We start from the raw sequence: 24,892 nt of genomic DNA on the forward strand, positions 1-24,892 counted from the left end.
GAGCTCAAAAAAGTGTTGAATTACAAGGTCTGAGGTCGCTTATTTGATTGAACCCTACTATTAGTATGGTCTAACATTTTCCATTAGAGATTGTAAAAAACTTAAGCTTGGTTACGCGGGCTTTTCAATAACACTAGATACAAAATAGGCAAATGTATGAGTGATGTTAATAAAATTGAGAGTGGTGAAAAACGCTCCCTGGAGTGGAAGTCGTTCCTCTTCATTGCAGTTGTTCTCTTCCCAATTCTGAGTGTGGCCTTTGTTGGCGGCTACGGGTTCATCGTTTGGATGTTGCAAGTCTTCTTCTTTGGACCTCCAGGCGCGCACGGCATGTAAGCCAGTGAGCTCATAACCACACTTTTGAAAAGATTTTAAGAGAGCAAATAATGAAATCATTAATCATTAAACTGTGGCGTACTATGACGCGCCCAGCTGTACATATCAGCCTAGGTGTGCTGACTATGGGCGGCTTTATTGCTGGTGTTATCTTTTGGGGTGGCTTTAACACCGCTCTAGAAGCAACCAACACAGAAGAATTCTGTATTAGTTGTCACACAATGCGTGACAACGTGTACGTTGAGCTACAAGAAACGGTGCACTGGAAAAACCACTCTGGTGTTCGTGCTACCTGCCCTGATTGTCACGTTCCACATAACTGGACAGATAAGATCGCTCGTAAGATGCAAGCTTCTAAAGAAGTATTTGCACAAGTATTTGGCAACTACGACGAACCGGGTGTGTTCGAAGAGCGTCGTATCGAACTTGCTAAACACGAATGGGATCGTTTCTCGGCAAACAAATCTCTGGAGTGTAAAAACTGTCACAACTACGAATCGATGGATTTCGAGCAAATGTCTCCTACGGCTCGTATCCAAATGAAGCAAGCCGCTGAGAAAGATCAAAGCTGTGTTGACTGTCACAAGGGTATTGCGCACAACCTACCAGCAGGCATGGACAGCATTGGCGGTATCGTGGGTGATCTAGAGGGTATGACTTCTAACACGGATTACGGCGTTGGTCAGCAACTCGTGAGCGTTCGTCACCTACCAATTTACTTTGATGCGCAAGGCAGTAAAGAAGCTGGTCTTCTTAATCCTGCATCGACCGTTAAAGTTCTTGAAGACAAAGGCGAGTTTGTTGAGATCGAAATTGACGGTTGGCGCAAAGCAAAAGGTTTTGGTCGTGTAATTCAAGAAGACTTCGGTAAGAACATTGCGACTGCGTCTCTGATGAAAGAAGCAGCAACAGACAGCAACATTGTGACGACTGGTGAGAAAAAAGTGGATGAGCTAACAGGCCTTCCTTGGGAAAAAGTAGCGGCGAAAGTATGGATTAAGAAAGAGTCTATGCTGAACGACATCAATCCTGTTTGGGAAAAATCTCGTGAAGCCTACAAGACCAATTGTTCTGTATGTCACACTCAACCTGCGGAAGCGCACTTCGACGCGAACACCTGGCCAGGTATGTTCGACGGTATGTTGGCGTTCGTTAACCTAGATACAGACAGTGAAGCACTGATCTTGAAGTATCTACAGAAACACTCTTCAGATTATGCTGAAGGTCACCATTAATAAGCGTCGGATTGGAGTAATTTTAAATGGCTATTACACGAAGAAGTTTTCTTAAAGGTGTAGCAACCACAAGTGCAGCGTCAGTAATTGGTCCTAGCTTATTGGCATCCGCCTCTGCAAATGCCGTTGAGACGACAGGTACTTGGAAAGTAACCGGTTCTCATTGGGGCGCGTTCCGCGCCCACATCTACGCGGGTAAAGTTCAAGAGATCAAGCCGCTAGAGCTAGACAAAAACCCAACAGAAATGTTGAACGGCATTAAGGGTATTATCTACAGCCCTTCACGTGTTCGTTACCCAATGGTTCGTCTAGATTGGTTGAAGAAACATAAATACAGCGCGGATACTCGCGGTAACAACCGTTTCATCCGAGTAACTTGGGATGAAGCGCTAGACTTGTTCTACCGTGAGCTAGAACGTATTCAAAAAGACTACGGCCCATGGGCGCTGCATGCAGGTCAAACAGGTTGGAACCAAACGGGTTCGTTTAACAACTGTACTGCGCACATGCAACGTGCAGTAGGTATGCATGGCAACTTCATCACTAAAGTAGGTGACTACTCGACGGGTGCAGGTCAAACCATTATGCCGTACGTGCTAGGCTCAACCGAAGTTTATGCACAAGGTACGTCTTGGTCTGAGATCCTAGAAAACTCTGACAACATCGTTCTTTGGGCTAACGACCCAGTGAAAAACCTTCAAGTAGGTTGGAACTGTGAAACGCATGAGTCGTTTAAGTACCTTGCACAACTAAAAGAAAAAGTGGCGAAAGGTGAGATCAACGTTCTATCTGTAGACCCAGTGAAGAACAAAACTCAGCGCTACTTAGAGAACGATCACTTGTACATCAACCCGCTGACAGACGTAGCGTTCATGCTCGCTGTGGCACACGTGTTGTACAACGAAAACCTGTACGATAAGAAGTTCATTGATACTTACTGTCTCGGCTTTGAAGAGTTCATTCAATACGTTCAAGGTAAGACAAAAGACAAAGTAGAGAAGACGCCTGAATGGGCAGCAGCGATTTGTGGCGTGAAAGCGGACAAGATCCGTGAATTCGCACGCATGCTAGTCAGCGGTCGTACACAGATCCTGATGGGTTGGTGTATCCAGCGTCAAGAGCACGGTGAGCAGCCATACTGGGCAGCGGCTGTGGTTGCTGCAATGGTTGGTCAAATCGGTCTACCTGGCGGTGGTATCTCTTACGGTCACCACTACTCAAGTATCGGTGTGCCTTCTACTGGTTTCGCGGGCCCTGGTGGTTTCCCTCGTAACCTTGACCAAGGTATGAAACCGAAGTGGGACAACAACGACTTTAACGGTTACAGTCGTACTATCCCTGTTGCACGTTGGATCGACTGTCTGCTAGAGCCTGGCAAAGAGATCAACTACAACGGCGGTAAAGTGAAACTGCCAGACTTCAAGATGATGGTTATCTCGGGTTGTAACCCATGGCACCACCATCAAGATCGTAACCGCATGAAGAAAGCGTTCCGCAAGCTTCAAACGGTTGTAACGATCGAGTTTGCTTGGACTGCGACATGTCGTTTCTCAGATATCGTTCTACCGGCGTGTACGCAATGGGAACGTAACGACATCGACGTATACGGTTCATACTCGAACAAAGGTCTGATTGCGATGCATCGCCTAGTTGATCCATTGTTCCAATCTAAGCCTGACTTCCAAATCATGAGTGAACTAACTCAGCGTTTTGGTCGCCGCGAAGAATACACTCGTGGTATGAGCGAGATGGAATGGATCGAAAGCCTTTACAACGATTGTAAAAAAGCGAACGAAGGTAAGTTTGAAATGCCAGAATTCAACGAGTTCTGGGAGAAGAGCGTACTAGACTTCGGTGAAGGTAAACCTTGGGTTCGTCATGCGGACTTCCGTAAAGACCCTGAGCTGAATCCACTAGGTACGCCGTCTGGCTTCATCGAGATCACGTCTCGTAAGATCGGCCGTTACGGTTACGAACACTGTCAAGAGCACCCAATGTGGTTCGAAAAATCAGAGCGTTCACACGGTGGTCCTGGTTCAGATAAATACCCATTCTGGTTGCAGTCTTGCCACCCTGATAAGCGTCTGCACTCTCAGATGTGTGAGTCTGAAGAGTTCCGCGCGACTTACGCGGTACAAGGTCGTGAGCCGGTTTACATCAACCCAGCGGATGCCAAAGCAAAAGGTATCAAAGATGGCGATTTGGTACGTGTATTCAACGGTCGTGGTCAGCTGTTAGCTGGCGCTGTTTTGACTGACAGCTACCCACGTGGCGTTATTCGTATCGAAGAAGGTGCATGGTACGGTCCTCTAAACGAGAAAGAGGGCGCAATCTGTACCTACGGTGATCCTAACACGCTAACGCAAGACATCGGTTCTTCTGAGCTTGCACAGGCGACTTCTGCGAACACATGTATCGTAGACTTCGAGAAGTTCACAGGTAAAGTGCCGCCAGTCACTTCATTTGGTGGTCCGATCGAAGTTGCTTAATTAGTGCAGTTTGCATAAATCGAAATACCAGCCTCAGGGCTGGTATTTTTTTATCAAAATTTCAGTGAGCGTTGTCTCAATAGTAACTTCATAACGTTAAACGAGACTGGTATTCGTGATGATGGTAACGAATTGGGTGAGACAAGCAGGAGATAATGCGCCAAGCTAAACAATAATAATTAAGTGAGTAGACTCTTTATGGCTCAGAGCATTCAATTGGCAAATCACACTGAGATCACTGTGAATAACAATGACTTCCAAGTTGAAGTCGAGGGTAATCAATTACATTTTTCTTTTGCTGGTCTCCACAATAAAACCTTTACCGACCGTGAAGTGTTGCTCGAAATGCCGTTTTTGTACGAGCACGAGGCCAACGTAATTGGGGATGGTTTTCAAATGTTGGCGCAAACGGCGGGAACGATCAATCACCCCGTTGATATTGGTCGCTGTCCAGACAATAATCCTTCTTATCGAATCTACCCTAAAGATGCCCCTAAGCGTTATTACAACTATTTAGTGGTGGAAGGTTCAGCGGGCTACACATTATTTGGCTTCACATCATGTCATCGCTTTGCTGGCTATTTTGATGTTGTACTGCGTGATGGGCATTGGGTTTTATCAGCCGCAATTGATGGTGAGTTGACTCAAGTGGCGGATTGGGAAAGTAATCAACTTGAATCCGTGGCGGTACTCTGTGGTCAATCGCTATCCGAGCTTTATCAAACCTATGGCGAGATGATTGCAAAGCATCATCCTGTTCGCCAAGGTGTGACACAAGATACGCCTGTTGGTTGGTGTTCGTGGTACGCGTACTACGCAGACGTGACAGAGCAAAACATCATGCAGAACGTTGATTGCATGCAAGATAAGCTCGAAGACCTTGAGTGGGTACTTCTGGATGATGGCTATCAAGCCTTTATGGGCGATTGGTTAACCCCATCAGATAAGTTTTCTGGTGGCGTAAAAGAGCTCATTCATAACATCCGTGCAAAAGGAAAAAAGCCGGCAATTTGGATGGCGCCTTTCATTGCACAGCCTGAGTCGGAGATCTTCAAACAGCATCCAGAGTGGTTTGTTCGCCACAAGGATGGTGGCTTACTTAAAGCAGAAGATGTCACATACGGTGGTTGGCGATGCACGCCTTGGTACATACTCGATACCTCAAACCCAGAAGTACAAGACCATCTGACGAATGTAGTCTCTGTCATGAGACAAGAGTGGGGCGTTGAGTTGTTCAAGCTAGACGCGAACTATTGGGGCACCTTAAAAGGTGTTCGTAAACAATCTGGTATTACAGGCGTTGAGGCGTATCGCTTAGGAATGGAAGCGATTGCCAAAGGCGCTGGTGATGCGTGGCTTTTAGGTTGCAACGCGCCAATGTGGCCATCTCTGGGGCTTGTGGATGCAATGCGTGTTTCTGACGATGTAGAGCGTCATAGTCGTCGATTCGAGCAGATAGCCAGAGAAACCTTTTACCGTAGTTGGCAGCACCGAAAACTGTGGCAAATTGACCCGGATTGCGCGACATTCACTTCATTAGCTAATCAATCTGCATCCAGAGAAGAGTATGAATTTCATCGCACGGTGTTATTAGCGAGTGGTGGTTTGCTGCTGTCTGGCGACCCACTCCCTGAGATTACGCCGTTTGCTAAGAAGACACTGGCTAAGCTCATGTTACGTCAACAACGTAACCAGCAATCTGCAAAGTTTACCGCTTTGAGTTTAAATCACGCGTTTTTAAAACTAACGACGAAGAATGACCTCCATTGTTTGTTTAATTATGCGAGTTACGGATCGATGGAATTTACGCTGACGTCTGATCAACCGGTGGACTGGTATGATTACTGGACAGGGGAAAAGCTAAACCAAGAACCTTGCCAGTTGTTAATGGTGAGCGTGGATAAAGGGCTCAATGCGAAAGCGATCGTTACAGCATAACGTGAAGTAAATCGCCTAATACCAAGATCAAGAAAGGAGCCTATTGCGGCTCCTTTCTCGTTTTGATGCTCTGGGCGTTAGAACTCGAATAAAAAGTAATACCCGTATCCAACAATAAACGCAGGAATGGACGAATAAATAGTCGCGACCAAAGCAGCTTTCGGTGCCATAGCAATGGCGGGGAATAGGGCGTCACCATCGTTAGAAATCGCATTTGCCAATTGCGCCGAAAGTGGCGCTGCACCAGAGATGTACAGGCTAGTGACTAAAATTTGCGGACCACAACCAGGTAGCATACCAATGGCTAAGCCAGCTAATGGCATCCATATCCCCCAATGAGAAAAGGTTTCTACGAGGTCGATTCCAGAAAAATAGGTCGTCAGTTCAAACGCCAGAAAAGCGACGATCACCCAAGCACTGACGAAGTTTGTGTCTTGAGCCGCTTTTTGAATTGGATGCGAGTCCACAATTTTTTCATCTTCAGAGACCGTTGACTGATAATCGCCGAGCTCTTTTGTCATAGCCCACAACGACATTGTGATCACCGCGAAGATAGCGCCCAGCCATTCAATGGTGTTGGCTTTCAAAGATAGCAACTGATTAATATCTATTTGGAAAGACATTAACACAGCAACGACACTAGCAGGCACAATAAGCCATTTCCAAAATGCGCCTTGTAGATTGATTGCACGTTGTTCAAGAGGCGTGTGTCGGTCTGTCTGGTGTTGGCAACAAGCATGTGTCTGAGGTGCTTCTTTTGGTTCTGGTCGCAGAAAGTTATCAGCATGAAAAGCATTAACGACTAACCCTGAAAGAGTACCCACGATAATGCCTAATCCAACCACGCCTAATCCAACACTTGGTTTGGCGGCAAGAAGTAAAAAGGCAGCGTCACCCATTGTTGAAGTAAGTACCGCGACAATCGCACCAAATCCCACTCGGCCACTAATAAATTGCGTTGTCACAACAATAGCGCCACCACAGCCAGGCAAAGCACCCAATAAAGAAGCAAAGAAAACCTGATGATTACGCGAGCGATGATATAGCTCGGTAATTCGATTGGTTTTCGACATAAAGTTTGAAAGATAATGATAAATAGCCAATGTGGCAGCAACATAGCATGACACTGCCCAGAATGAGTCGGATAGCGTCTGTACGGCTACGTCACGTGTATTTTCATTGCCTAGCAAAATGAGCATGACGATAGGGATCAGCAATCGCTTATAAGCTAAACGAAACTGAGTAGGCTGAAACAACTGTTGTGCAGAGTGTAATAATTGGGTCGCGTTCATCGTTTACTCAAATGCAAATAGGAATAATTATCATTATATGTAAATGAGATTTATTCGCAATAGCATTGTGAACTTTTCTTCGTGTCAAACTCTCTGAAATCAGGTAAAGTATCGGCCTTTGTGAGCAAACACGCCCTAATTAACTGTATTAGGCGGCGTATAAAATTGACTTGAATAGGAAGAAACATGATTCTAGTTGTAGGTCATAAGAACCCAGACAGTGACAGTATTTGTAGTGCACTCGTTGCAACTGAACTTCTAAAAGCGCGTGGCGTTGAAGCTATGCCAATTCGCCAAGGCGAAATCAACCGTGAAACTCAGCACATCCTAGAAGTTGCTGGCGCTGAAGTTCCTGAGCTTCGCACATCAGTTGCGGGTGAGACCGTTTGGCTAGTAGATTACTCAGATCTAGCACAAGCACCAGACGATATCGCAGAAGCTGAAATTGCGGGTATTGTTGACCACCACCGTCTAGGTGACGTGATGACAGTAAACCCAATGGAAGCATGGATCTGGCCTGTTGGTTGTACCAACACTGTTCTATTCAACATGTTCAAGATTGAAGGTCACGCGATTACTCCACAAATTGCTAAGCTAATGATGTCAGCAATTCTATCTGACACAGTAGGTTTTGCTTCTCCAACTTGTACACAAAAAGACAAAGATGCCGTTGCTGAATTAGCGGCAATCGCAGACGTACAAGATGTTGACGCGTTCACTAAAGATCTTCTAATTGCTAAAACAAACATCGAAGGTCTATCAGCGGCTGAGCTTGTTGAGAAAGACCTTAAAGGTTACCCATTCAACGGTCGTGACGTAGTGGTTGGTCAGGTTGAACTTGCAACTCTTGAGCAAGTTGACGGTATGATCGAAGCACTAGAAGCAGACCTAGAATCTCGTTGTGAGAAAGATAACCTAGCGTTCGCTGCTGTAATGCTAACAGACATCACGACTGCTCAAACTCGTCTTCTATACAAAGGTGAGTGGGCTGAGAAGCTTGTTAAGCACGAAAAAGACGGCATGCTAATGATGGAAAACACGCTAAGCCGTAAGAAGCAAGGTTGGCCTTGGCTTCAAACTGAGCTAGCTTAATTTTCTAGCATATACTTTAAATGCCCGCCTAGCTGCGGGCATTTTTCTATGGGAAATAGGAGACGAATATGTCTGAGCAACTGACCCAAGAGCAGATGGATACCATTAATCGCTACGATGAAGAGCAACGTTTAAAGTACTGCGTAAAAGAGATTGTGGCGAATCGTAAGGTTTGGATTCTGAAAGACGAACATGGCTGTGTCATGTTAAATACAGAAGATGATGATTGTGTACCAGTATGGCCAAACGAAGAGTTTGCTTTGCAATGGGCGAATGGTGATTGGGAAGATTGCGAGCCTGAGGCGATCTCTTTAAATAAGTGGCACAGCCGTTGGACCTCTGGTCTAGAGGATGACGAGCTATCGATTGTTGTATTCCCAAATCAAAATGAAGAAGGGGTCGTATTGTTTCCTGACGAGTTTGATTTTGAACTGCGCAAACAAGCGAGCCGCCGTTAGTTCTTTGATTAGTACCCATGCAATAAAGAAGCCTGCGTTAAAGCAGGCTTCTTTACATTTGAACGATTACATCTTTGATAAGCTATTTTGTTTGATGGCTTGGCGCTTTATAAAAGTGGCTTTCGACTAGTCGTTGAGTAATAGGATGCTCGGGATGAGTCAGTACTTGGTTGGTCTCGCCAAACTCGACCACTTCACCTTCATGCATCACCATCACTTTATCAGTAATATGCTTAACAATGCCAATATGCTGAGACACGTACACAAATGACAATCCCATCTCTTCTTGCAACTCGAGGAATAAGTTAATGATCTGCGAGCGCATTGCCATATCCAAACCGTTTAACGCCTCATCAGCGACAATGATGGAAGGTTGAAGAATAAGTGCACGAGCCAAACACACGCGCTGTTTTTGACCGGCAGCTAGCATTTGTGGATAAAAATAGGCGTGCTCAGGCAGCAATCCTACGCGGAGCAGGGTGTTCTTTACACGCTGCATGCGCGCATCTGGCGGCATGTTGGTATTTCGCTTTAGCGGACCTTCTAAAATACGACCAATCTGGATTCGTGGGTTTAACGATGTGTTTGGATCTTGGAAAATCATGCGGATGAGCTTGCAGCGTGTCGCGTAATCTTTGTGCTCCAATCGTTCGCCATTCACACGGATCTCTCCGGAGCTTGGTTCAACAACGCCAGCAAGCATACGAGCTAGTGTGGATTTTCCTGACCCGTTTTGACCAATAAAACCAATAGTTTGCCCTGGCTCTAAAGTAAAGCTTACCGGTTTTACTGCCTCATTAACCTGGCGTTTGAACAGACGGGAGCGCGTAACAAATTGCTTCGATAAATTATCGACTTCAAGTAACGCACTCATGACTTTTTCTCCGTGTTCAATGGAAAGTGGCAGTTAAATTTATGATTCTTAATTCGTCTGGTGTGTGGAATTTCTACACATTGTTTCTGCGCATATGGGCAACGTGGTCCGAGGCGACAACCGATAGGTAGATGCTGCAATGGCGGAATCGAGCCCGGTAGGGATTGGAGTTTTTGCTTGTGTGGTACCCAATCATTAAAGTCAGGCATCGCTTTAAGCAAGGCATCGGTGTACGGGTGCTTGGGTGCCGCAATGATTTTACTGGTATCGGCAGACTCCACCGACTGACCACAATACATTACCGTAATACGTCCTGCCCACTGTGTTATGGTCGCTAAGTCGTGGCCGATAAGCAGAATGGTTGTGTTATTAAGTTGGTTCATGCGGCTCAACAGACGCAAAATTTGCGATTGGGTAATCGGGTCTAAGTCGTTGGTTGGCTCATCTGCGATCAGCAACTTTGGTTTGGTCGCTATCGCCATGGCAATCATGACTTTTTGACACTCACCATCAGTCAGTTCATAAGGATAGCTACCCATTAAACGCTTGTGATCTTTAATACCCACTTTATGCAAAAGCGCGATGGCCTGTTTTTTACGCCATTTAAATCGCTCCCACCATTTCCCTTCAAATGCGCGAGATGGAATGGATTCAATCAATTGACGCCCGACTTCCTCTGAAGGGTCAAGACAAGTTGAAGGTTCTTGGAAAATCATCGCAATATCACGAGCAATGACGCGCCGACGCTCTTTTGGCGTAAGCTGAAGCAAGTCAATATTGCCAAGGCGCATACGGTCTGCGGTGATGCGCCAGTTATCTTTACTTACCCCGACAATCGCTTTTGCAACTAAGCTTTTCCCTGAACCAGACTCACCTACAAGACCACGAATTTCGCCTTCGTTCAAAGTTAGGCTCACTCGGTCAACGGCTTTGACCAACCCTTGAGGTGTTTCGATCTCAATGGTCAAATGTCGAATATCTAACAACGGCATTATTCGATCCCCGCATTAAGCGCTTGACGTACACCTTCACCTACTAAGTTTAGGGTAATAACAGTAAACATGATGGTCAGGCCGGGTAGGGTTACTGTCCAAGGTGCAATATAAATAAGCTCGACAGAGTCACCTAATATTGCTCCCCACTCGGTGCTTGGGGCCTGTGCACCTAGGCCAAGAAAACCCAGTGCCGTAATATCTAAAATCGCAGCAGAGAGCGCGAGTGTGATTTCAGCGGCAATGACCGTCAGAATGTTAGGAAGAATTGAACTCCACAGTAAGTAGAAATCATTAGCGCCATCAAGGCGTGCTGCCATTATGTAGTCTTTTTCAACTTCGGTGTGGACTGCGATATAAACAGAGCGAATAAAACGCGGAATCAAAGCTAAGCAGATTGCGAGTAAAATATTGAACCCACCAAAGCCGAGAAATGCCACAAAAATGATTGCTAATAAGAGCGACGGGATCGACATGACGGTATCGAGCAAGTGGTTGAGAGTACTCGACAGTAAGCCTTTCGTCATACCTGCCAATACGCCAATTAAACAGCCTACAACGGCAGCAATTGCGGTGATGGCGACAGCAGCGCCAAATGTTAGCTGAGAGCCCATAATCAGGCGCGAAAGAATATCTCTACCTAAGTCATCGGTCCCCAAAAAGTAATCAACCGTTCCTGCTGGGGCCCATGATGGCGGCACAAGCAACTCACCTGACTGTGCTTGGGCGTCAAATGGTGCAAGTAGGGGGGCAAAAATGGTAATAAGGACGATAAACACCAAGCACCACAAGCCAAACATGGCTAGTCCGTTGGCGCGGTAGCTTCGCCAAAAACGCTCAAACTGTGTTGGAATGCGCTCTTCCTGATAAACGTTATTTGTTAGCATACCATTCCTTTCGAACTAAAGGGTTAATCATCGCGCCAATCAAATCCGAGAGAATGTTAGCGGTAAGAACCAAAGTCGCAAGTACCATCACGCCAGCTTGGATAGATGCATAGTCTTGGCTTGCCAGCGCATCTAAAAGCCAACGACCAATACCTGGCCAGTTAAAAATAGACTCCGTGATGATAGCTAAGGTAATCATACTCGAAAGTTGAACACCAACTTTGGGAATGATAGGCGGTATCGCATTCCGCAATACATGTTGAGTTACGATTTCGCGGTTAGAAAGACCTTTGATTCTCGCTGCACGGATGTAGTTTTGGCTCATCACTTCCGCTACCGAGGAACGCATTAGTCCGACAACCTGGGTGGTTGGAGCCAAAGCGAGCACCAAACATGGCAGCACCATATGCTCAATAACGCTTTGCAGTGCATGAGCGCGGTATTCGCCTTTCGCCATGAATGCGTCGATAATGGCAAACCCGGTTACATGATCAATTTCGTAAAGTAAATCATACCGTCCCGCAACGGGAAAGAGTTGGTATTCCAATGAAAAGACCATGATAAGTAACAGAGCTACCCAAAAGATTGGGGCGGAATAACCAGACATTGACATGAATGAAATGCTGGTATCGAGCCATTTACCTTGCTTCATCCCAGCCACGGTTCCAAGTGGAATACCGATCAAAAGGGACACCAAAAAGGCAAAGAAACACAATTCCAAAGTGGCTGGGAATACAACGGCGAGCTCGTCATAAATCGCGTTGCCGTTTTTACTTATGCCAAAATCAAGCTGAGAAAGGTTGATTAAGTAAGTTTGCCAGCCAGACCAAAAATCAACGTTTGCCCAGTGCGAGAGAGGGTCAAGGCGAAGCAGAGAAAAACCCACTAATGTAAGGATCATCAAAGTGATGATAAATAGGTTAAAGCGTCGAACGGTATACCAAAACATCAGTGAATTCTCTCAACTCTATCAAACGGTTGGGCATTGAAAGGGCTTGATTTGAAGCCTGTCAGCGATTTGTCGTGCACACGGAACTGCACGCCATGCGCCAGAGGAATAACCGGGAACTCTTGATTCAAAATGTTCTGTGCTTGGCGATATAGGTTCAAACGGTAACGCGGTTCTTGAGTTTCTAAAGCCAAATCGAGCAAGAAATCGAAGTCATCGTTACACCACATGGACACGTTAAGGCCAACGCGGTCAGACTCGCAAGATAATAAAGGGCGGAAAAAGTTGTCAGGATCCCCGGTATCACCAATCCAACCTGTTAAAAGTAAATCGATATCGTTGATGTTCTCCAAATCCACACGTTCAAACCTATCATCGGTAAGTAGCGTTAATTTAACCCCAATATCGGCAAAATTCGCTTGGATTAACTCCGCAGTCTTACGAGGGCTTGGGTTAAAAGCACGTGGTTCAAGTGGTACCCACATGGTCAATTCTAGGCCGTCTTCGTAGCCTGCATCTCGAAGTAGTGCCAATGCATAATTCCGGTCATAACGAATTTTTACGCTGTCTTTTTGATAAGCCCATGAATTAGGTGGTAGCAAGGTATAAGCTTGGGAGCCAGTTCCGTAGTAAACCGAATCTAAAATATTTTGACGGTTGATCGCTAAGTTAAGAGCTTGGCGAACTCGAGCATCACTCAGCGCGGTGGTTTCTGTGTTTATCGCAATAAAGGAAACGTTGTTAGCTGGTGTAGCCGTCAGCTCAAGGTTGTCATTTTCTTGAATGACAGGTATTTGGCTCGAAATAGGTGAAGAGAGTACGTCACACTCGTTTCTTAAAAGTTTAGCTAATGTACCCGTGCCTCTGTGAGAGATATCGAACACCACTTGTTCCATTTTTGCTGGTGACTTCCAGTAATTAGAATGACGCTCTAATCGAATCAAATCGTTCACTTGGTACTCTTTTAATTGATAAGGGCCGGTACCGATAGGAAGTTGGTCGATTTCTTCTTTATGATCTTTTGCTGCCAATTGCTGTCCATACTCCGCAGACAAGATAACCGCATGGCTGGTGGCAATATTGGCCAAGAAAGAAAAGTTTGGCTGAGATAACGTAAACCTTACCGTATGCTCATCTATTGCAACCACGTCTTGGAGTAGGTTTTGAAAATCTAACCCTGCAAACCATGGATAAAAACCACCACCTACTTGGTGAAAAGGATGGTCTACATCGATGATTCGCTTGAAGCTAAATACCACATCTTTTGCATTCAATGGGCGAGTGGGTGTGAACCAAGGCGTGGTTTGGAATTTAACACCACGTTTAAGCTTAAACGTGTATTCCGTCCCTGATTCATTTACTGACCAACTCTCGGCGATGCTTGCCACGGGCTGATGTGATTTAGGATCGAGCGTGAGCAGCGTATCGTACAGCTGCGGGCTCAGAGCCTCTGCGGTAATACCGCTATCAATAAGCTGAGGGTTAAACGTGGTCGGCTTACCCTGTCCGCAAAACACAAAGCCAGCTTTGCGAATATCATTGTGGTCAATTTCATCGCCACAAGCGGTCAGTAGGCTAATCCCAATAAGGCTCAGCGATAATCTTATAAAAGCATTCATAATATGAAATGTTCATTGGATCTTGCTCGTTTCGTTTGATCTTACTCTTTCAAAGCTAACAAGCGAAAATGATCTCACTAATTTATCACCTTTGTGAACTCGCTCCAAACATAAAATCCATACACTGTAAGGTGTTATGCCATAAATGCATGCGAATTAGAGCGCAGTCACGAGCTCGTGTATTGATTGAGTACTCTCGGTCAAGTTAGCTTTGTCCGACCAAACCATATTTTCTAACCATCCCTCGTAATTGGTGATAGCTCAAGCCAAGTAGCTCGGCTGCTTGTCGTTGATTAAACTTGGCTTCTTCCAATGCACGATTGAGTAAATGGATATCTTGTTCCTCTTGCCATTGTTTATAGTCTAGAGGGAATTGGATGGTGTTGCTTGATGCTTCCTCTTCTTGTTGTTCTGCTTGTGTTGCACTATGGCCAAGCGCGCTGTGCCAAACCGTTTCAAAAGGATTGAAAATCAGCTCATCAATTGGGTGAGCATTCAGACCATGTTGGTAAATCGCACGTTCAATCACGTTTTTTAGTTCGCGGACGTTACCGGGCCATTCATATTCAATAAGCGACTGCTGCGCTTTTGGGGTAAAACCGACAAAGTACTCCAGTTGCAGTTCACGACACATTTTCATCGCGTAGTGCTCTGCTAAAGAGAGAATGTCTTCTTTGCGCTCGCGAAGAGGCGGTAACATAATGACATCGAAGGCTAGCCTGTCGAGCAGATCTGCACGAAAATCACCTTGCTCTGCCAATTTTGGTAGGTCGGCATTGGTTGCACAAACAAGTCGAACATCCGCATTGAGAGCGGTATGACCGCCAACTCGCTCATATTCACCATATTCAATGACACGTAATAGCTTTTCTTGAACTAAAAGTGGTGCGGTTGCCAGTTCGTCAAGGAACAAAGTACCGCCCTCGGCACGCTCGAAACGCCCTTTATGCTTACCTTTAGAGCCCGTGAAGGAGCCAGATTCATGTCCAAACAATTCGGAATCTATTAGCCCTTCGCTTAATGTCGCACAGTTGAGTGATAGTAGTGGTTTATCCCAACGTCTTGATAAATAATGCAAACGCTGAGCGATGAGTTCTTTACCCGTACCTCGTTCACCAATGATGAGGACAGGGCGCTCAATGGGTGCAAGTTGTGATACTTTATCTAGTACAGCGAGAAAAGCAGGTGATTCACCAATCAGGTTTTGCTTCATAAAGTCCTTCTTATTTAACAGCCGAGCCATGATTTAGAGATAGAGTTGGTAAATTTCACCAACAGTTGGTGAAAAACATCATAGCACAATAGTGTGTAACGACAACAAAATGAATAACGCTCTGATTTAAAAGAAAATTATAAGTTGGCACGTTACTTGTTATATATTCAGGGAGACACAAGGTTAATCACCACCTTGTCGAGTTTTAATAGGAAAAAAGAGGAGTTCCGTTATGGGTATTTTTTCTCGATTTGCAGATATCGTTAACTCAAACATCAGTGCATTACTGGACAAGGCGGAAGATCCTGAAAAAATGATCCGTCTTATCATTCAAGAAATGGAAGACACACTTGTTGAAGTGCGTACTAACTCGGCTAAAGCGATTGCAGACAAGAAAGAGTTGGCTCGTAAGGTTGAAACGTTAGAAGAGCAAATTGGCGAATGGGGCCAAAAAGCGAGCTTAGCATTAGTTAAAGAGCGTGAAGATCTAGCTCGTGCCGCGTTAATTGAAAAGCAAAAGCTAGAGCAAGTGATTAAAGGCCTCCACACTGAGCAAACCTTAGTGGAAGAAACGATCGATAAGCTTACTGGCGAGATTGGTAAGTTGGAAAGCAAAATTGCTGAAACGCGCGCAAAACAGCAAGCACTAGCAATTCGTAACCAAACTGCATCTAACCGTCGTGATGTGCAAAAACACCTGCACACTAGCCGTACTAATGAAGCGATGGCGAAATTCGAGCAATACTCACGTAAAGTGGATGAAATGGAAGCGGAAGCAGACCTGTATGCTCAAACCGGTAATGCTAAATCGCTAGAACAAGAGTTTGCAGAGTTGCAGGCACAAGACGAAATTGAAAAAGAGTTGGCAAAACTGAAAGAACAGATGTCATCGAAAGATAAATAAGAAAGGAGCCATTTATGTCGGCATTTTTTATAGCAGGACCAGTGATTGTCTTTTTAATCTTTGTCGCTCCACTATGGCTCTTCTTACACTATCGCAGCAAACGCAAAACAGATAGTGCACTGTCGAGCCAGGATTTAGAGCGCCTTCAGGTACTATCTGAAAAAGCGGAAGCGATGCAGTCCCGAGTTGATACATTGGAGCGCATCTTGGATGCTGAGTCACCAACATGGAGACGCAAGTATGAATAATCGAGAACTGTATCGTGACCCAGTAAATGGCAAAATCTCCGGTGTTTGCGCCGGAATTGCCAACTACTTTGGTGCAGAAGTTTGGTTGATTCGTATTGTAGTGATTTCTGCAGCGCTGTTAGGTGGTACGTTTTTGGTATTGTTAGCGTACATCGCGATGGCGTTTATGTTAGAAAAGCAACCAGTAACGTATTCTGAAAATATCAGAGCGCAGCAAGAGCATACGCTCAAAAGTAAGCCTTGGCAGAAAGGGCAAAGCCCTGATCAACTGCTCAGTGTGTTGGAAAGGGATTTTGACCGTCTTGATGGCAAAATTCGTAACATGGAAGCTTATGTTACGTCTGATACATATAGGGTGAACAGAGAATTCAGCAAGCTCTAGGCATTTTGTATCCAAAGAAGATTTAACTGAAGCAGGCATAAAGCCTGCTTTTTTATCACAAATTACTAATTTTAAAGCACTATTAATCTTTTCTGCTCTGGAAGTTCGTTCAAAATTCATCTACTTTAAAAATAATCCCCCAATTTTTATGGATGAATGTAATGAGAAAATTGCTCATTCCTATTGCCATCTCGGCTGTCTTGTCGGGGTGCGGTAAAGAACTTCCTCCTGTCCCTGAACCTGAATCGCGCCCTGCGAAGCTATTTACAGTATCTGTTGGCAATGCCCAGTTTGAGCGACATTTTCCTGCCACGACGGAAGCTGGCGATAGAGCAGTACTGACATTTCGAGTTCCTGGGCTTCTTCAAACGATAGAAGTGAATGAAGGTCAAGTCGTTAGTAAAGGTGATGTTTTGGCGTCATTAAACCCAGATGAATATTCTCTGCTCGAACAGCAAGCTCGGGCAAATTTTTTGCTCGCAGATGTGCAATACAAGCGATACCAAAAGCTACGTAAAGACCAAGTAGTATCTGAGCAAGATTTTGATGAGGCAAAAGCGAATCACAACTCAGCAAAAGCTCAATGGAATCAAGCAAAGGCAAACTTAAGATATACCAAACTTGTCGCGCCATATGATGGCACTATTTCGTACATTCCAGCAGAAAACCATGAATATGTTGCCGCGAAAGAAGGGGTGATGAATATTCAGTCCAACCAACTCCTCAAAGTGATATTCCAAATCCCAGACTATCTTCTAAATCGTTACACGCAGGGGAGCGATGTCTCTGCCAGAATGATATTTGATGCGTTCCCCGAGCAAGCCTTTGACTTAACCTTTCAGGAAATCGATACAGAAGCCGACCCTAAAACGGGCAGTTACAAAGTCACGATGGTCATGGAGCGGCCAGCAGAAATAGGCCTTTTGCCGGGAATGTCTGGCAATGCTTACCTCCTGTCCAAAAGTGCAGGAGCGACAAAGATTCCTAACTCCGCGTTGCTAGAAGAAAACGGCAAAACATACGTTTGGCGTGTCGATGAGCAAGGCATTGTGTCTAAAGCCGCAATTGAGATGAATGACAAAAATCAAGTGTTAGCTGGGCTTAACGATGGCGACCAAATCATTATCTCGGGTGTCAGTGTAATTGAACCCGGAATTAAGGTAAGAGCGTGGATTAAGGAAAGAGGGTTGTAATATGAAAGGAATCATCTCTCTAGCGACTTTACTTTCAACGCTTTTTCTCGTTGGCTGTGGGGATAAGGCGCCAGAAAAAGAGCTCGAAACGCCACGAGTTAGAGTTACGTCATTAGCGGGAAACAAGGTGGACGACAACTTGTACTTCCCTGCGGTTGCGAATGCAGCGGATCGCTCTCATTTGAGCTTCAGAGTGGCAGGAGAAGTCAGCAGCATCATGGTAAAAGAGGGCGACAAAGTCACGAAGGGTGATGTTATTGCAACACTAGATCCCACGGACTATGAGTTGGATGTAGATAATGCGAGTGCGCGTTTTTCTGTTGTCGACAGTCAGTATCGCCGCTCACGCCCTTTGGTTGATAAAGGCCTATTAGCTAAGTCTCAGTTTGATGAAATTGCAGCACAACGACAAATCGCCTTAGCAGAGCTTCAGTTAGCCAAACTTCGTCTATCATTTACTGCCTTAAAAGCGCCCGTAGATGGGATTATTTCGCGAGTTAATATCGACCAATTCGAAAATGTTCAAGTCGGACAGCATATCGTTAATATTCACAGCTTGGAGCGAGTCGAAGTGTTGATTCAGCTTCCAGACCGCCTCTATGTGAACCAACCGCCAACGGAAGAGAGACTCACCGCGATCAAAGCATTGGTGCGCGTGCCCAGCGGTAACGAATACAACGCGACGGTAAAAGAATTTACGACTGAGCCCGATCCAACAACAGGTACGTTTACTGTCACACTGTCGCTTCCTATGCCGGAAGAAGAGTACATCCTAGATGGGATGGCTGTTGAAGTAACGTCTAAAGACGAGAATGTTGGGCTTGATCTCAACCTAGGAATTAATGTCCCTATCGAAGCCATTTTTAATGCGGATGGTGACGAGCTGGGGCGCGAAAACAAATTTGTTTGGGTACTGAATGACGACAATACGGTATCGCGCAAACAGGTGCGAGCAGGTAAGGCATCTAAAACGTCCATTCAAATCCTTGATGGTCTCATGCTCAAAGACAAAGTTGTGATTGCCGGTGTTTCTCGATTAAGGGATGGCATGAAAGTGGAAGTGATACAGGAAATGGCTACGCAGGAGGCCGGTCTATGAGCGATCTTAATAAATCAGTGCCTCAAAGTGATGATGATGTGACCGGTATTGCTGCGTACTTCATCCGAAATCGCGTCATCAGTTGGATGGTCGCACTGATATTTTTGATTGGTGGTATCGCCGCATTCTTTGGTTTAGGGCGTCTTGAGGACCCTGCTTTTACTATTAAAGATGCGATGGTAGTGACCTCTTACCCTGGTGCGACACCGCAACAAGTCGAAGAAGAAGTGACGTATCCAATCGAAAAAGCGATTCAGCAGCTTACTTATGTTGATGAAGTAAATTCGATTTCTAGCCGAGGCTTATCTCAAATCACGGTCACGATGAAGAACAATTATGGCCCTGATGATCTACCACAAATTTGGGATGAGTTGCGCCGTAAAGTGAACGACCTTAAAGGGACGTTGCCTCCAGGTGTGAATGAACCTCAAGTGATCGATGATTTTGGTGATGTTTACGGGATTTTGTTAGCGGTGACTGGCGACGGTTATAGCTATAAAGAGCTACTGGATTACGTCGATTACTTACGCCGAGAGCTCGAACTGGTTGATGGCGTGAGTAAAGTTTCGGTATCTGGGCAACAGCAAGAGCAAGTGTTCATCGAAGTATCGATGAAAAAATTGAGCAGTATAGGTCTTGCTCCGGATACCGTGTTTAATCTTCTTTCGACGCAAAACGTGGTTTCTGACGCAGGAGCGATCAGAATTGGTGACGAGTACATCAGAATTCAGCCGACTGGCGAGTTCCAGAGTGTGGAGGAGCTGGGTGATTTGTTAATTACTGAGTCGGGCGCTCAGGGGCTCATTTTCTTGAAAGATGTGGCGGAAATAAAACGCGGGTATGTAGAAGTACCGAGTAATGTTATTAATTTTAACGGCAGCCTTGCACTGAACGTGGGTGTTTCTTTTGCTGAAGGCGTCAATGTGGTTGAAGTCGGAAAAGCGTTTGATCATCGCCTTGCCGAGCTAAAGTACCAACAACCTGTCGGTATCGAAATCTCGGAAATTTACAGTCAGCCTAAAGAGGTGGATAAATCGGTTAGCGGTTTTGTTGTCAGCTTGGCTCAAGCTGTCGGTATCGTCATTATCGTACTTCTGTTCTTTATGGGGCTACGTTCTGGGCTACTTATCGGTTTAATCTTACTGCTGACGGTGCTGGGTACGTTCATTTTCATGAAGTATCTCGCGATAGATTTACAGCGGATTTCATTAGGTGCCTTGGTTATCGCATTGGGTATGCTGGTGGACAATGCCATCGTTGTGGTGGAGGGGATTTTGATTGGTACGCAAAAAGGGCGAACTCGACTCCAAGCAGCGACCGACATTGTTACCCAAACAAAGTGGCCATTACTTGGGGCAACTGTGATTGCGGTAACTGCATTTGCGCCAATTGGACTGTCTGAAGACTCGACGGGCGAATACTGTGGCACTTTATTTACGGTTCTGCTGATCTCTTTAATGTTGAGCTGGTTTACCGCTATCTCGTTGACACCATTCTTTGCTGACATCTTCTTTAAAGGCCAGAAGATTAAACAAGGTGAAGGGGAAGAAAATGATCCATATAACGGGGTTATTTTCGTTATTTATAAAAAGTTTCTTCAGTTTTGTATGCGTCGTGCTTGGTTTACCGTTGTGGTGCTGATTGCGGGATTAGCGGCAAGTGTTTACGGGTTCACCTTTGTGAAGCAAGCGTTTTTCCCATCTTCGACAACGCCGATTTTTCAGTTAGATGTATGGATGCCAGAAGGAACTGATATTCGAGCAACCAACACAACGCTTAAAGAGTTAGAAAGTTGGTTAGTTAAGCAAGAGCATGTTGACCATATCACGACGACCGCGGGTAAAGGTTTACAGCGCTTCATGTTAACGTACGCGCCAGAGAAAAGTTATGCGGCTTATGGTGAGATAACCACTCGTATGGAAAATTACGAAGCGTTGAAACCATTAATGGCGAAGTTTCGAGAGTATTTAAAAGCCAACTACCCAGAAATCAATTACAAGCTCAAACAGATTGAGTTAGGCCCTGGTGGTGGTGCAAAAATTGAAGCGCGCATTATTGGTTCAGATCCAACCGTCCTTCGTACGATAGCCGCTCAGGTCAAGGACATCATGTACGCCGATCCTCAGGCAACAAATATCAGGCATGATTGGCGTGAACGAACCCAAGTTCTTGAACCGCAGTTTAACGAGAGTCAGGCACGTCGCTATGGCATTACAAAATCAGATGTCGATGACTTCTTGTCCATGTCATTCTCTGGAATGACGATAGGCCTTTACCGAGACGGCACGACGCTCATGCCTATCGTGGCTCGTTTACCAGAAGATGAGCGCATTGATATTCGTAACATCGAAGGCATGAAAATATGGAGTCCAGCACAGAGTGAGTTTATCCCACTTCAACAAGTCACAATGGGTTACGACATGCGTTGGGAGGATCCTATCATCGTACGTAAGAACCGTAAGCGTATGCTCACTGTGATGGCAGACCCTGATATTCTAGGTGAAGAAACCGCATCGACGTTGCAAAAACGTTTACAGCCCCAAATCGAAGCGATTCAAATGCCTCCTGGCTATTCACTAGAGTGGGGTGGTGAATACGAATCTTCTGGTGATGCTCAAGAGTCGCTGTTTACTACCATGCCAATGGGGTACTTGTTCATGTTCTTGATCACTGTATTCCTATTTAACTCTATCAAAGAGCCACTCATTGTTTGGCTTACCGTGCCGCTGGCGTTAATTGGTGTCACTACCGGTTTGTTGGCGCTCAACACGCCGTTTGGTTTTATGGCATTGCTCGGCTTCTTAAGCTTATCGGGAATGGTGCTCAAAAATGGCATCGTATTACTGGACCAAATTGAAATTGAAATGAAGTCCGGTAAAGAGGCTTATGACGCGGTCGTTGATGCTGCGGTAAGTCGCGTCCGTCCCGTTTGTATGGCTGCTATCACGACGATCCTTGGTATGATCCCACTGTTGCCAGATATCTTCTTCAAACCAATGGCGGTTACGATTATGTTTGGTTTGGGTTTTGCGACAGTCCTGACACTGATTGTCGTGCCAGTGTTGTATCGTTTGTTCCATAAAGTGGCAGTACCGAAACAGGCTTAGTGCTACTGATATAACGATGAAAAGTATTGCGCCTCTAGCTCATCAGTTAGAGGCGCTTTTTAAGGAAGAATAATGACAGAACAAAAAACGTGTGCGTGGGCGATGAATCACCCATTAGAGCGCGAATATCATGATTCCGAATGGGGCGTGCCAGTATATGACGACCAAGTCCTGTTTGAATTTATTACTTTGGAAGGTGCGCAAGCTGGTCTTAGTTGGATCACCATCCTTAAAAAGCGCGAAGGTTACAGAGAAGCGTTCGAGAATTACGATCTAGATGCGTTGGAACAAAGAAATGAAGAACGCGCTGAATACATCGTGGAAAACTTCGATGTTGTGAGACATCGCGGAAAGATTAACTCGGTATTCAGTAATGCCAAAGCGGCCAAAGCGTTAATTGCTGAATACGGGAGTTTATCAGACGCGTTGTGGCAGTTCGTGGACGGTGAACCAATCGTCAATCAATGGCAACATATGAGTGACGTACCAGCTTCGACAGAGCAATCCAAAGCCATGAGTAAATTTCTAAAAAAGAAAGGCTTCAAGTTTGTCGGTGAGACCATCTGTTATGCTTTCATGCAAGCCGTCGGCATGGTGGATGACCATATCGTGGGATGTCCTAAAAAGCAGAATAAGTAACGTTTGGCGATTAAGCTAATGTTGTTAGTTCTGGCTATCATGAATACGTTCCAAAGCTTCGATTCGACGCCATTGAGTGGCATCGAAGCTTTGTTTTCTTAAAGCAATGATTTCTGTCTGTTTTTCGTCTTGCCCTAGAAAATCCCTATTCAGAATATTTTGACGCTGCTTTAAGTAAGTGGCGAGTTGAGTCTCAAATGATGCTCTTTGCTCATCAAGCTTTTGCAGCCTCTGCGCTCCGGCATCTCCTACCAGAGCAACACGGGCGATGTACTTGTCTTGTGAATCAAGCTGAGAAGCTTGCTCGAGCTGCTCTGCTAATGCGTTATTGCGTTCACTTTCTCGTATGTAATCCGGTTGTTCTGATAACGCTTGATTGAGAAGGTGTGCTTGACTCTCGATATCCGATGCCTGCGTTTTAATCGTCAGCTTTTCTAAAGCAAGTTGGCGAAGTCGGTTTTCTTCGTCAAACAATTGGGTTATCTGCACCTCGTTAAAGTATTGAAGCTGTAAGTTCAGTATTGCTTCATTCAGCATGGTTAACTGTTCAAGCGTTAGGTGGTTGTGCTCAAAAGGCTCTAATGCAGTGAGTGCTTGCTTGTAGGAAAGGTAGGCTTGAAAAAGTGTGGCATCAATATTCAGAGTTTGCTTTGCTAAAGTGTCATCATTGACTTCCGCTTTGATCGTATCGAGATCTTCTTCGCCCAGCCGGCTAAGAGAATATTCGAAGAAGTCTTTTGGGGAAGAGACATCGGCGGCTATATCTTGCTGAGATGGCGAATGGTTAGAGGTTATCTCTTGTTGTTTGTCGCTTTGTAACAGAGAAAGCGCTCCCACGCCAAATATCGAGAGCAGGATAAAAGTGGTGAGAGCGACTTTCTTCATTGTGATGACCTCTTATAAACCTTGAAGTTTGAGACGATTTGCATGTTGGCGATAAAGCGTGACTGGATCGGTTTCAAAAAGATGATGAATACCGAGTAGGCCGTTAATTTCATCCAAATGGTTCATTTGATAATCATCACGTATGACTTTGCCCAAATGTGTGCTGCACGCACCAACTAAGCCATCATTTGGCCCATCAAAGGCTAAGCCAAGTACCATCATGGCAGCGTCGGTCGGATCGAAAACGTTTGTAAAAGTGGATGATCCGGTCCATGAGTAGTAATAAACGCCATTTGAAGCCAGCAAGTCACCGTTACCACATTCACTGGTAGGGACCCCCTCCGGGTAGTGTTGGTTAAACGCTAATGATCCTTCCGTGGTTAATGCTGCTAGTGAGGCTAAAGGGTCTTGGTCGAGATCAGAACCACCTGATAGAAGATTAATAAGAGTAGTTAAGCCTTGCGCCAGTTTTACCGCGAGCTGCTCACTACCCGAACCCTCAGATACGGTGCCACGAACTAAATCTGCCACTTTAGACCCTTTATTAACGCCTCCTATACTCGTAACTGATGCGACTAGGTCAGGACGGACAGAGGCAACATAGCGCGTTGTTGGACCACCATGACTGTGACCAATGAGATTGACTTTCTCTGCGCCTGTTGCTGCAAGTAAGGTTTCTACTTGAGCAAGCAGTTGCTCCCCTCGAACTTCGCTGCTATTGGTCGCGGATACCTGTGCAACATAAACCGTAGCGCCATCTTTTGTTAAGGAATGTGGTATTCCGAAAAAGTAATCAACGCCTGCCAGGGTATCAAAACCAAACAAACCGTGAACCAGAACAATCGGATACTTGGTTTGGGTATAACCTGTTGCAGCGTATACGGAGGTTATTGGGACGGTAACTAAGGTAAAAAGCATTAGCGCTATAAATTTGAGTTTCAAAACTATCTCCTTGTGGTATGACCTCTTATGAATGATAAAAAGTAGGAGAGAAACTCTAAATTTGAAAAGCCTATTTGTGGCACATTATTTCATTCTGTGACTGCTCAATTGAAAAACAA

Annotated in this window: 22 protein-coding genes; 13 read left to right on the forward strand and 9 right to left on the reverse strand. The window is 45.3% G+C overall.

The genetic code is table 11. The annotated features are described in order from the left end of the window. The first annotated feature begins 156 nt into the window (after window positions 1-156). The 4 genes from torE to R7O12_RS05750 all read left to right on the forward strand — a co-directional run bounded on the left by torE (window position 157) and on the right by R7O12_RS05750 (window position 5,998). Complete coding sequence (gene torE / locus R7O12_RS05735; RefSeq protein ID WP_005378141.1) at window positions 157-336, forward strand: trimethylamine N-oxide reductase system protein TorE; 180 nt, start codon at window positions 157-159, stop codon at window positions 334-336. A gap of 50 nt (window positions 337-386) precedes the next feature. Then, window positions 387-1,571, forward strand: a complete 1,185-nt coding sequence (gene torC / locus R7O12_RS05740; protein ID WP_005378139.1) for a pentaheme c-type cytochrome TorC — start codon at window positions 387-389, stop codon at window positions 1,569-1,571. A 26-nt stretch (window positions 1,572-1,597) separates the two neighbouring features. Next, window positions 1,598-4,060, forward strand: a complete 2,463-nt coding sequence (torA, locus tag R7O12_RS05745) for a trimethylamine-N-oxide reductase TorA (RefSeq protein WP_005378138.1) — start codon at window positions 1,598-1,600, stop codon at window positions 4,058-4,060. Window positions 4,061-4,258: 198 nt separating this feature from the next. After that, window positions 4,259-5,998, forward strand: a complete 1,740-nt coding sequence (locus tag R7O12_RS05750; protein WP_318125681.1) for a glycoside hydrolase family 36 protein — start codon at window positions 4,259-4,261, stop codon at window positions 5,996-5,998. Between the two features lie 77 nt (window positions 5,999-6,075). Here the strand turns inward: R7O12_RS05750 and R7O12_RS05755 are convergent, their stop codons facing one another. After that, the gene (locus R7O12_RS05755) at window positions 6,076-7,290 is read right to left on the reverse strand and encodes a putative manganese transporter (protein ID WP_025766868.1); all 1,215 of its coding nucleotides are present in this window, start codon (window positions 7,288-7,290) and stop codon (window positions 6,076-6,078) included. A 186-nt stretch (window positions 7,291-7,476) separates the two neighbouring features. On the opposite strand from R7O12_RS05755, the gene R7O12_RS05760 reads away from it, so the two are divergent. After that, complete coding sequence (locus tag R7O12_RS05760; RefSeq protein ID WP_017634678.1) at window positions 7,477-8,382, forward strand: manganese-dependent inorganic pyrophosphatase; 906 nt, start codon at window positions 7,477-7,479, stop codon at window positions 8,380-8,382. Window positions 8,383-8,450: 68 nt separating this feature from the next. Then, on the forward strand, window positions 8,451-8,840 hold the full coding sequence (locus R7O12_RS05765; RefSeq protein WP_017634677.1) for a DUF2750 domain-containing protein: 390 nt from the start codon (window positions 8,451-8,453) through the stop codon (window positions 8,838-8,840). A gap of 82 nt (window positions 8,841-8,922) precedes the next feature. Here the strand turns inward: R7O12_RS05765 and R7O12_RS05770 are convergent, their stop codons facing one another. From R7O12_RS05770 to pspF, 6 genes are all read right to left on the reverse strand, one after another. Beyond that, the gene (locus R7O12_RS05770; RefSeq protein WP_005393308.1) at window positions 8,923-9,714 is read right to left on the reverse strand and encodes an ATP-binding cassette domain-containing protein; all 792 of its coding nucleotides are present in this window, start codon (window positions 9,712-9,714) and stop codon (window positions 8,923-8,925) included. Beyond that, window positions 9,711-10,706, reverse strand: a complete 996-nt coding sequence (locus tag R7O12_RS05775) for an oligopeptide/dipeptide ABC transporter ATP-binding protein (protein WP_318125682.1) — start codon at window positions 10,704-10,706, stop codon at window positions 9,711-9,713. Before R7O12_RS05775 ends, R7O12_RS05770 begins: the two co-directional genes overlap by 4 nt. Beyond that, window positions 10,706-11,593 carry an ABC transporter permease subunit gene (locus R7O12_RS05780; RefSeq protein ID WP_005378123.1) on the reverse strand — a complete coding sequence of 296 codons (888 nt, stop codon included), beginning with the start codon at window positions 11,591-11,593 and terminating at the stop codon, window positions 10,706-10,708. Before R7O12_RS05780 ends, R7O12_RS05775 begins: the two co-directional genes overlap by 1 nt. Further along, window positions 11,580-12,542 (reverse strand): ABC transporter permease, encoded by a 963-nt coding sequence (locus tag R7O12_RS05785; RefSeq protein ID WP_005378122.1) that lies wholly within the window; start codon window positions 12,540-12,542, stop codon window positions 11,580-11,582. The genes R7O12_RS05780 and R7O12_RS05785 overlap by 14 nt, the downstream gene beginning before the upstream one ends. After that, window positions 12,542-14,161 carry an ABC transporter substrate-binding protein SapA gene (gene sapA / locus R7O12_RS05790; RefSeq protein WP_017820870.1) on the reverse strand — a complete coding sequence of 540 codons (1,620 nt, stop codon included), beginning with the start codon at window positions 14,159-14,161 and terminating at the stop codon, window positions 12,542-12,544. The genes R7O12_RS05785 and sapA overlap by 1 nt, the downstream gene beginning before the upstream one ends. 205 nt (window positions 14,162-14,366) lie before the next feature. Then, the gene (gene pspF / locus R7O12_RS05795; protein ID WP_064368044.1) at window positions 14,367-15,374 is read right to left on the reverse strand and encodes a phage shock protein operon transcriptional activator; all 1,008 of its coding nucleotides are present in this window, start codon (window positions 15,372-15,374) and stop codon (window positions 14,367-14,369) included. A gap of 232 nt (window positions 15,375-15,606) precedes the next feature. Here pspF and pspA point away from each other — a divergent pair, with 232 nt between their 5' ends. The 7 genes from pspA to R7O12_RS05830 all read left to right on the forward strand — a co-directional run bounded on the left by pspA (window position 15,607) and on the right by R7O12_RS05830 (window position 22,946). Next, window positions 15,607-16,278, forward strand: a complete 672-nt coding sequence (pspA, locus tag R7O12_RS05800; RefSeq protein ID WP_005378119.1) for a phage shock protein PspA — start codon at window positions 15,607-15,609, stop codon at window positions 16,276-16,278. Window positions 16,279-16,292: 14 nt separating this feature from the next. Next, complete coding sequence (gene pspB, locus R7O12_RS05805; RefSeq protein WP_005378117.1) at window positions 16,293-16,526, forward strand: envelope stress response membrane protein PspB; 234 nt, start codon at window positions 16,293-16,295, stop codon at window positions 16,524-16,526. Then, window positions 16,519-16,908 (forward strand): envelope stress response membrane protein PspC, encoded by a 390-nt coding sequence (pspC, locus tag R7O12_RS05810; RefSeq protein WP_025766867.1) that lies wholly within the window; start codon window positions 16,519-16,521, stop codon window positions 16,906-16,908. The genes pspB and pspC overlap by 8 nt, the downstream gene beginning before the upstream one ends. Before the next feature lie 161 nt (window positions 16,909-17,069). Next, window positions 17,070-18,101: an efflux RND transporter periplasmic adaptor subunit gene (locus R7O12_RS05815; protein WP_053307438.1), complete on the forward strand. Its 1,032-nt coding sequence runs from the start codon at window positions 17,070-17,072 to the stop codon at window positions 18,099-18,101. Between the two features lies 1 nt (window position 18,102). Beyond that, window positions 18,103-19,200 carry an efflux RND transporter periplasmic adaptor subunit gene (locus tag R7O12_RS05820; protein WP_136976057.1) on the forward strand — a complete coding sequence of 366 codons (1,098 nt, stop codon included), beginning with the start codon at window positions 18,103-18,105 and terminating at the stop codon, window positions 19,198-19,200. Next, entirely contained in the window at window positions 19,197-22,307 is a 3,111-nt protein-coding gene (gene vmeI, locus R7O12_RS05825) for an efflux RND transporter permease subunit VmeI (protein WP_318125683.1), read from the forward strand. The genes R7O12_RS05820 and vmeI overlap by 4 nt, the downstream gene beginning before the upstream one ends. Before the next feature lie 72 nt (window positions 22,308-22,379). Further along, window positions 22,380-22,946: a DNA-3-methyladenine glycosylase I gene (locus R7O12_RS05830; protein WP_005378109.1), complete on the forward strand. Its 567-nt coding sequence runs from the start codon at window positions 22,380-22,382 to the stop codon at window positions 22,944-22,946. Window positions 22,947-22,970: 24 nt separating this feature from the next. On the opposite strand, the gene R7O12_RS05835 is transcribed toward R7O12_RS05830, so the two are convergent. Together R7O12_RS05835 and R7O12_RS05840 are read right to left on the reverse strand one after the other, a co-directional pair. Continuing rightward, a complete protein-coding gene (locus tag R7O12_RS05835; RefSeq protein ID WP_318125684.1) occupies window positions 22,971-23,831 on the reverse strand; it encodes a lipase secretion chaperone in 861 nt (286 codons plus the stop codon). A gap of 12 nt (window positions 23,832-23,843) precedes the next feature. Beyond that, on the reverse strand, window positions 23,844-24,749 hold the full coding sequence (locus tag R7O12_RS05840; RefSeq protein ID WP_017820863.1) for an esterase/lipase family protein: 906 nt from the start codon (window positions 24,747-24,749) through the stop codon (window positions 23,844-23,846). Between the last annotated feature and the right edge of the window lie 143 nt (window positions 24,750-24,892).

The organism is Vibrio sp. Vb1574, from assembly GCF_033338675.1.

Bases quoted from the DNA above. Each gene is read 5' to 3' on its own strand.
- torE (WP_005378141.1), top strand. From the start codon at position 157: ATGAGTGATGTTAATAAAATTGAGAGTGGTGAAAAACGCTCCCTGGAG.
- torC (WP_005378139.1), top strand. From the start codon at position 387: ATGAAATCATTAATCATTAAACTGTGGCGTACTATGACGCGCCCAGCT.
- torA (WP_005378138.1), top strand. From the start codon at position 1,598: ATGGCTATTACACGAAGAAGTTTTCTTAAAGGTGTAGCAACCACAAGT.
- R7O12_RS05750 (WP_318125681.1), top strand. From the start codon at position 4,259: ATGGCTCAGAGCATTCAATTGGCAAATCACACTGAGATCACTGTGAAT.
- R7O12_RS05755 (WP_025766868.1), bottom strand. From the start codon at position 7,290: ATGAACGCGACCCAATTATTACACTCTGCACAACAGTTGTTTCAGCCT.
- R7O12_RS05760 (WP_017634678.1), top strand. From the start codon at position 7,477: ATGATTCTAGTTGTAGGTCATAAGAACCCAGACAGTGACAGTATTTGT.
- R7O12_RS05765 (WP_017634677.1), top strand. From the start codon at position 8,451: ATGTCTGAGCAACTGACCCAAGAGCAGATGGATACCATTAATCGCTAC.
- R7O12_RS05770 (WP_005393308.1), bottom strand. From the start codon at position 9,714: ATGAGTGCGTTACTTGAAGTCGATAATTTATCGAAGCAATTTGTTACG.
- R7O12_RS05775 (WP_318125682.1), bottom strand. From the start codon at position 10,706: ATGCCGTTGTTAGATATTCGACATTTGACCATTGAGATCGAAACACCT.
- R7O12_RS05780 (WP_005378123.1), bottom strand. From the start codon at position 11,593: ATGCTAACAAATAACGTTTATCAGGAAGAGCGCATTCCAACACAGTTT.
- R7O12_RS05785 (WP_005378122.1), bottom strand. From the start codon at position 12,542: ATGTTTTGGTATACCGTTCGACGCTTTAACCTATTTATCATCACTTTG.
- sapA (WP_017820870.1), bottom strand. From the start codon at position 14,161: ATGAATGCTTTTATAAGATTATCGCTGAGCCTTATTGGGATTAGCCTA.
- pspF (WP_064368044.1), bottom strand. From the start codon at position 15,374: ATGAAGCAAAACCTGATTGGTGAATCACCTGCTTTTCTCGCTGTACTA.
- pspA (WP_005378119.1), top strand. From the start codon at position 15,607: ATGGGTATTTTTTCTCGATTTGCAGATATCGTTAACTCAAACATCAGT.
- pspB (WP_005378117.1), top strand. From the start codon at position 16,293: ATGTCGGCATTTTTTATAGCAGGACCAGTGATTGTCTTTTTAATCTTT.
- pspC (WP_025766867.1), top strand. From the start codon at position 16,519: ATGAATAATCGAGAACTGTATCGTGACCCAGTAAATGGCAAAATCTCC.
- R7O12_RS05815 (WP_053307438.1), top strand. From the start codon at position 17,070: ATGAGAAAATTGCTCATTCCTATTGCCATCTCGGCTGTCTTGTCGGGG.
- R7O12_RS05820 (WP_136976057.1), top strand. From the start codon at position 18,103: ATGAAAGGAATCATCTCTCTAGCGACTTTACTTTCAACGCTTTTTCTC.
- vmeI (WP_318125683.1), top strand. From the start codon at position 19,197: ATGAGCGATCTTAATAAATCAGTGCCTCAAAGTGATGATGATGTGACC.
- R7O12_RS05830 (WP_005378109.1), top strand. From the start codon at position 22,380: ATGACAGAACAAAAAACGTGTGCGTGGGCGATGAATCACCCATTAGAG.
- R7O12_RS05835 (WP_318125684.1), bottom strand. From the start codon at position 23,831: ATGAAGAAAGTCGCTCTCACCACTTTTATCCTGCTCTCGATATTTGGC.
- R7O12_RS05840 (WP_017820863.1), bottom strand. From the start codon at position 24,749: ATGCTTTTTACCTTAGTTACCGTCCCAATAACCTCCGTATACGCTGCA.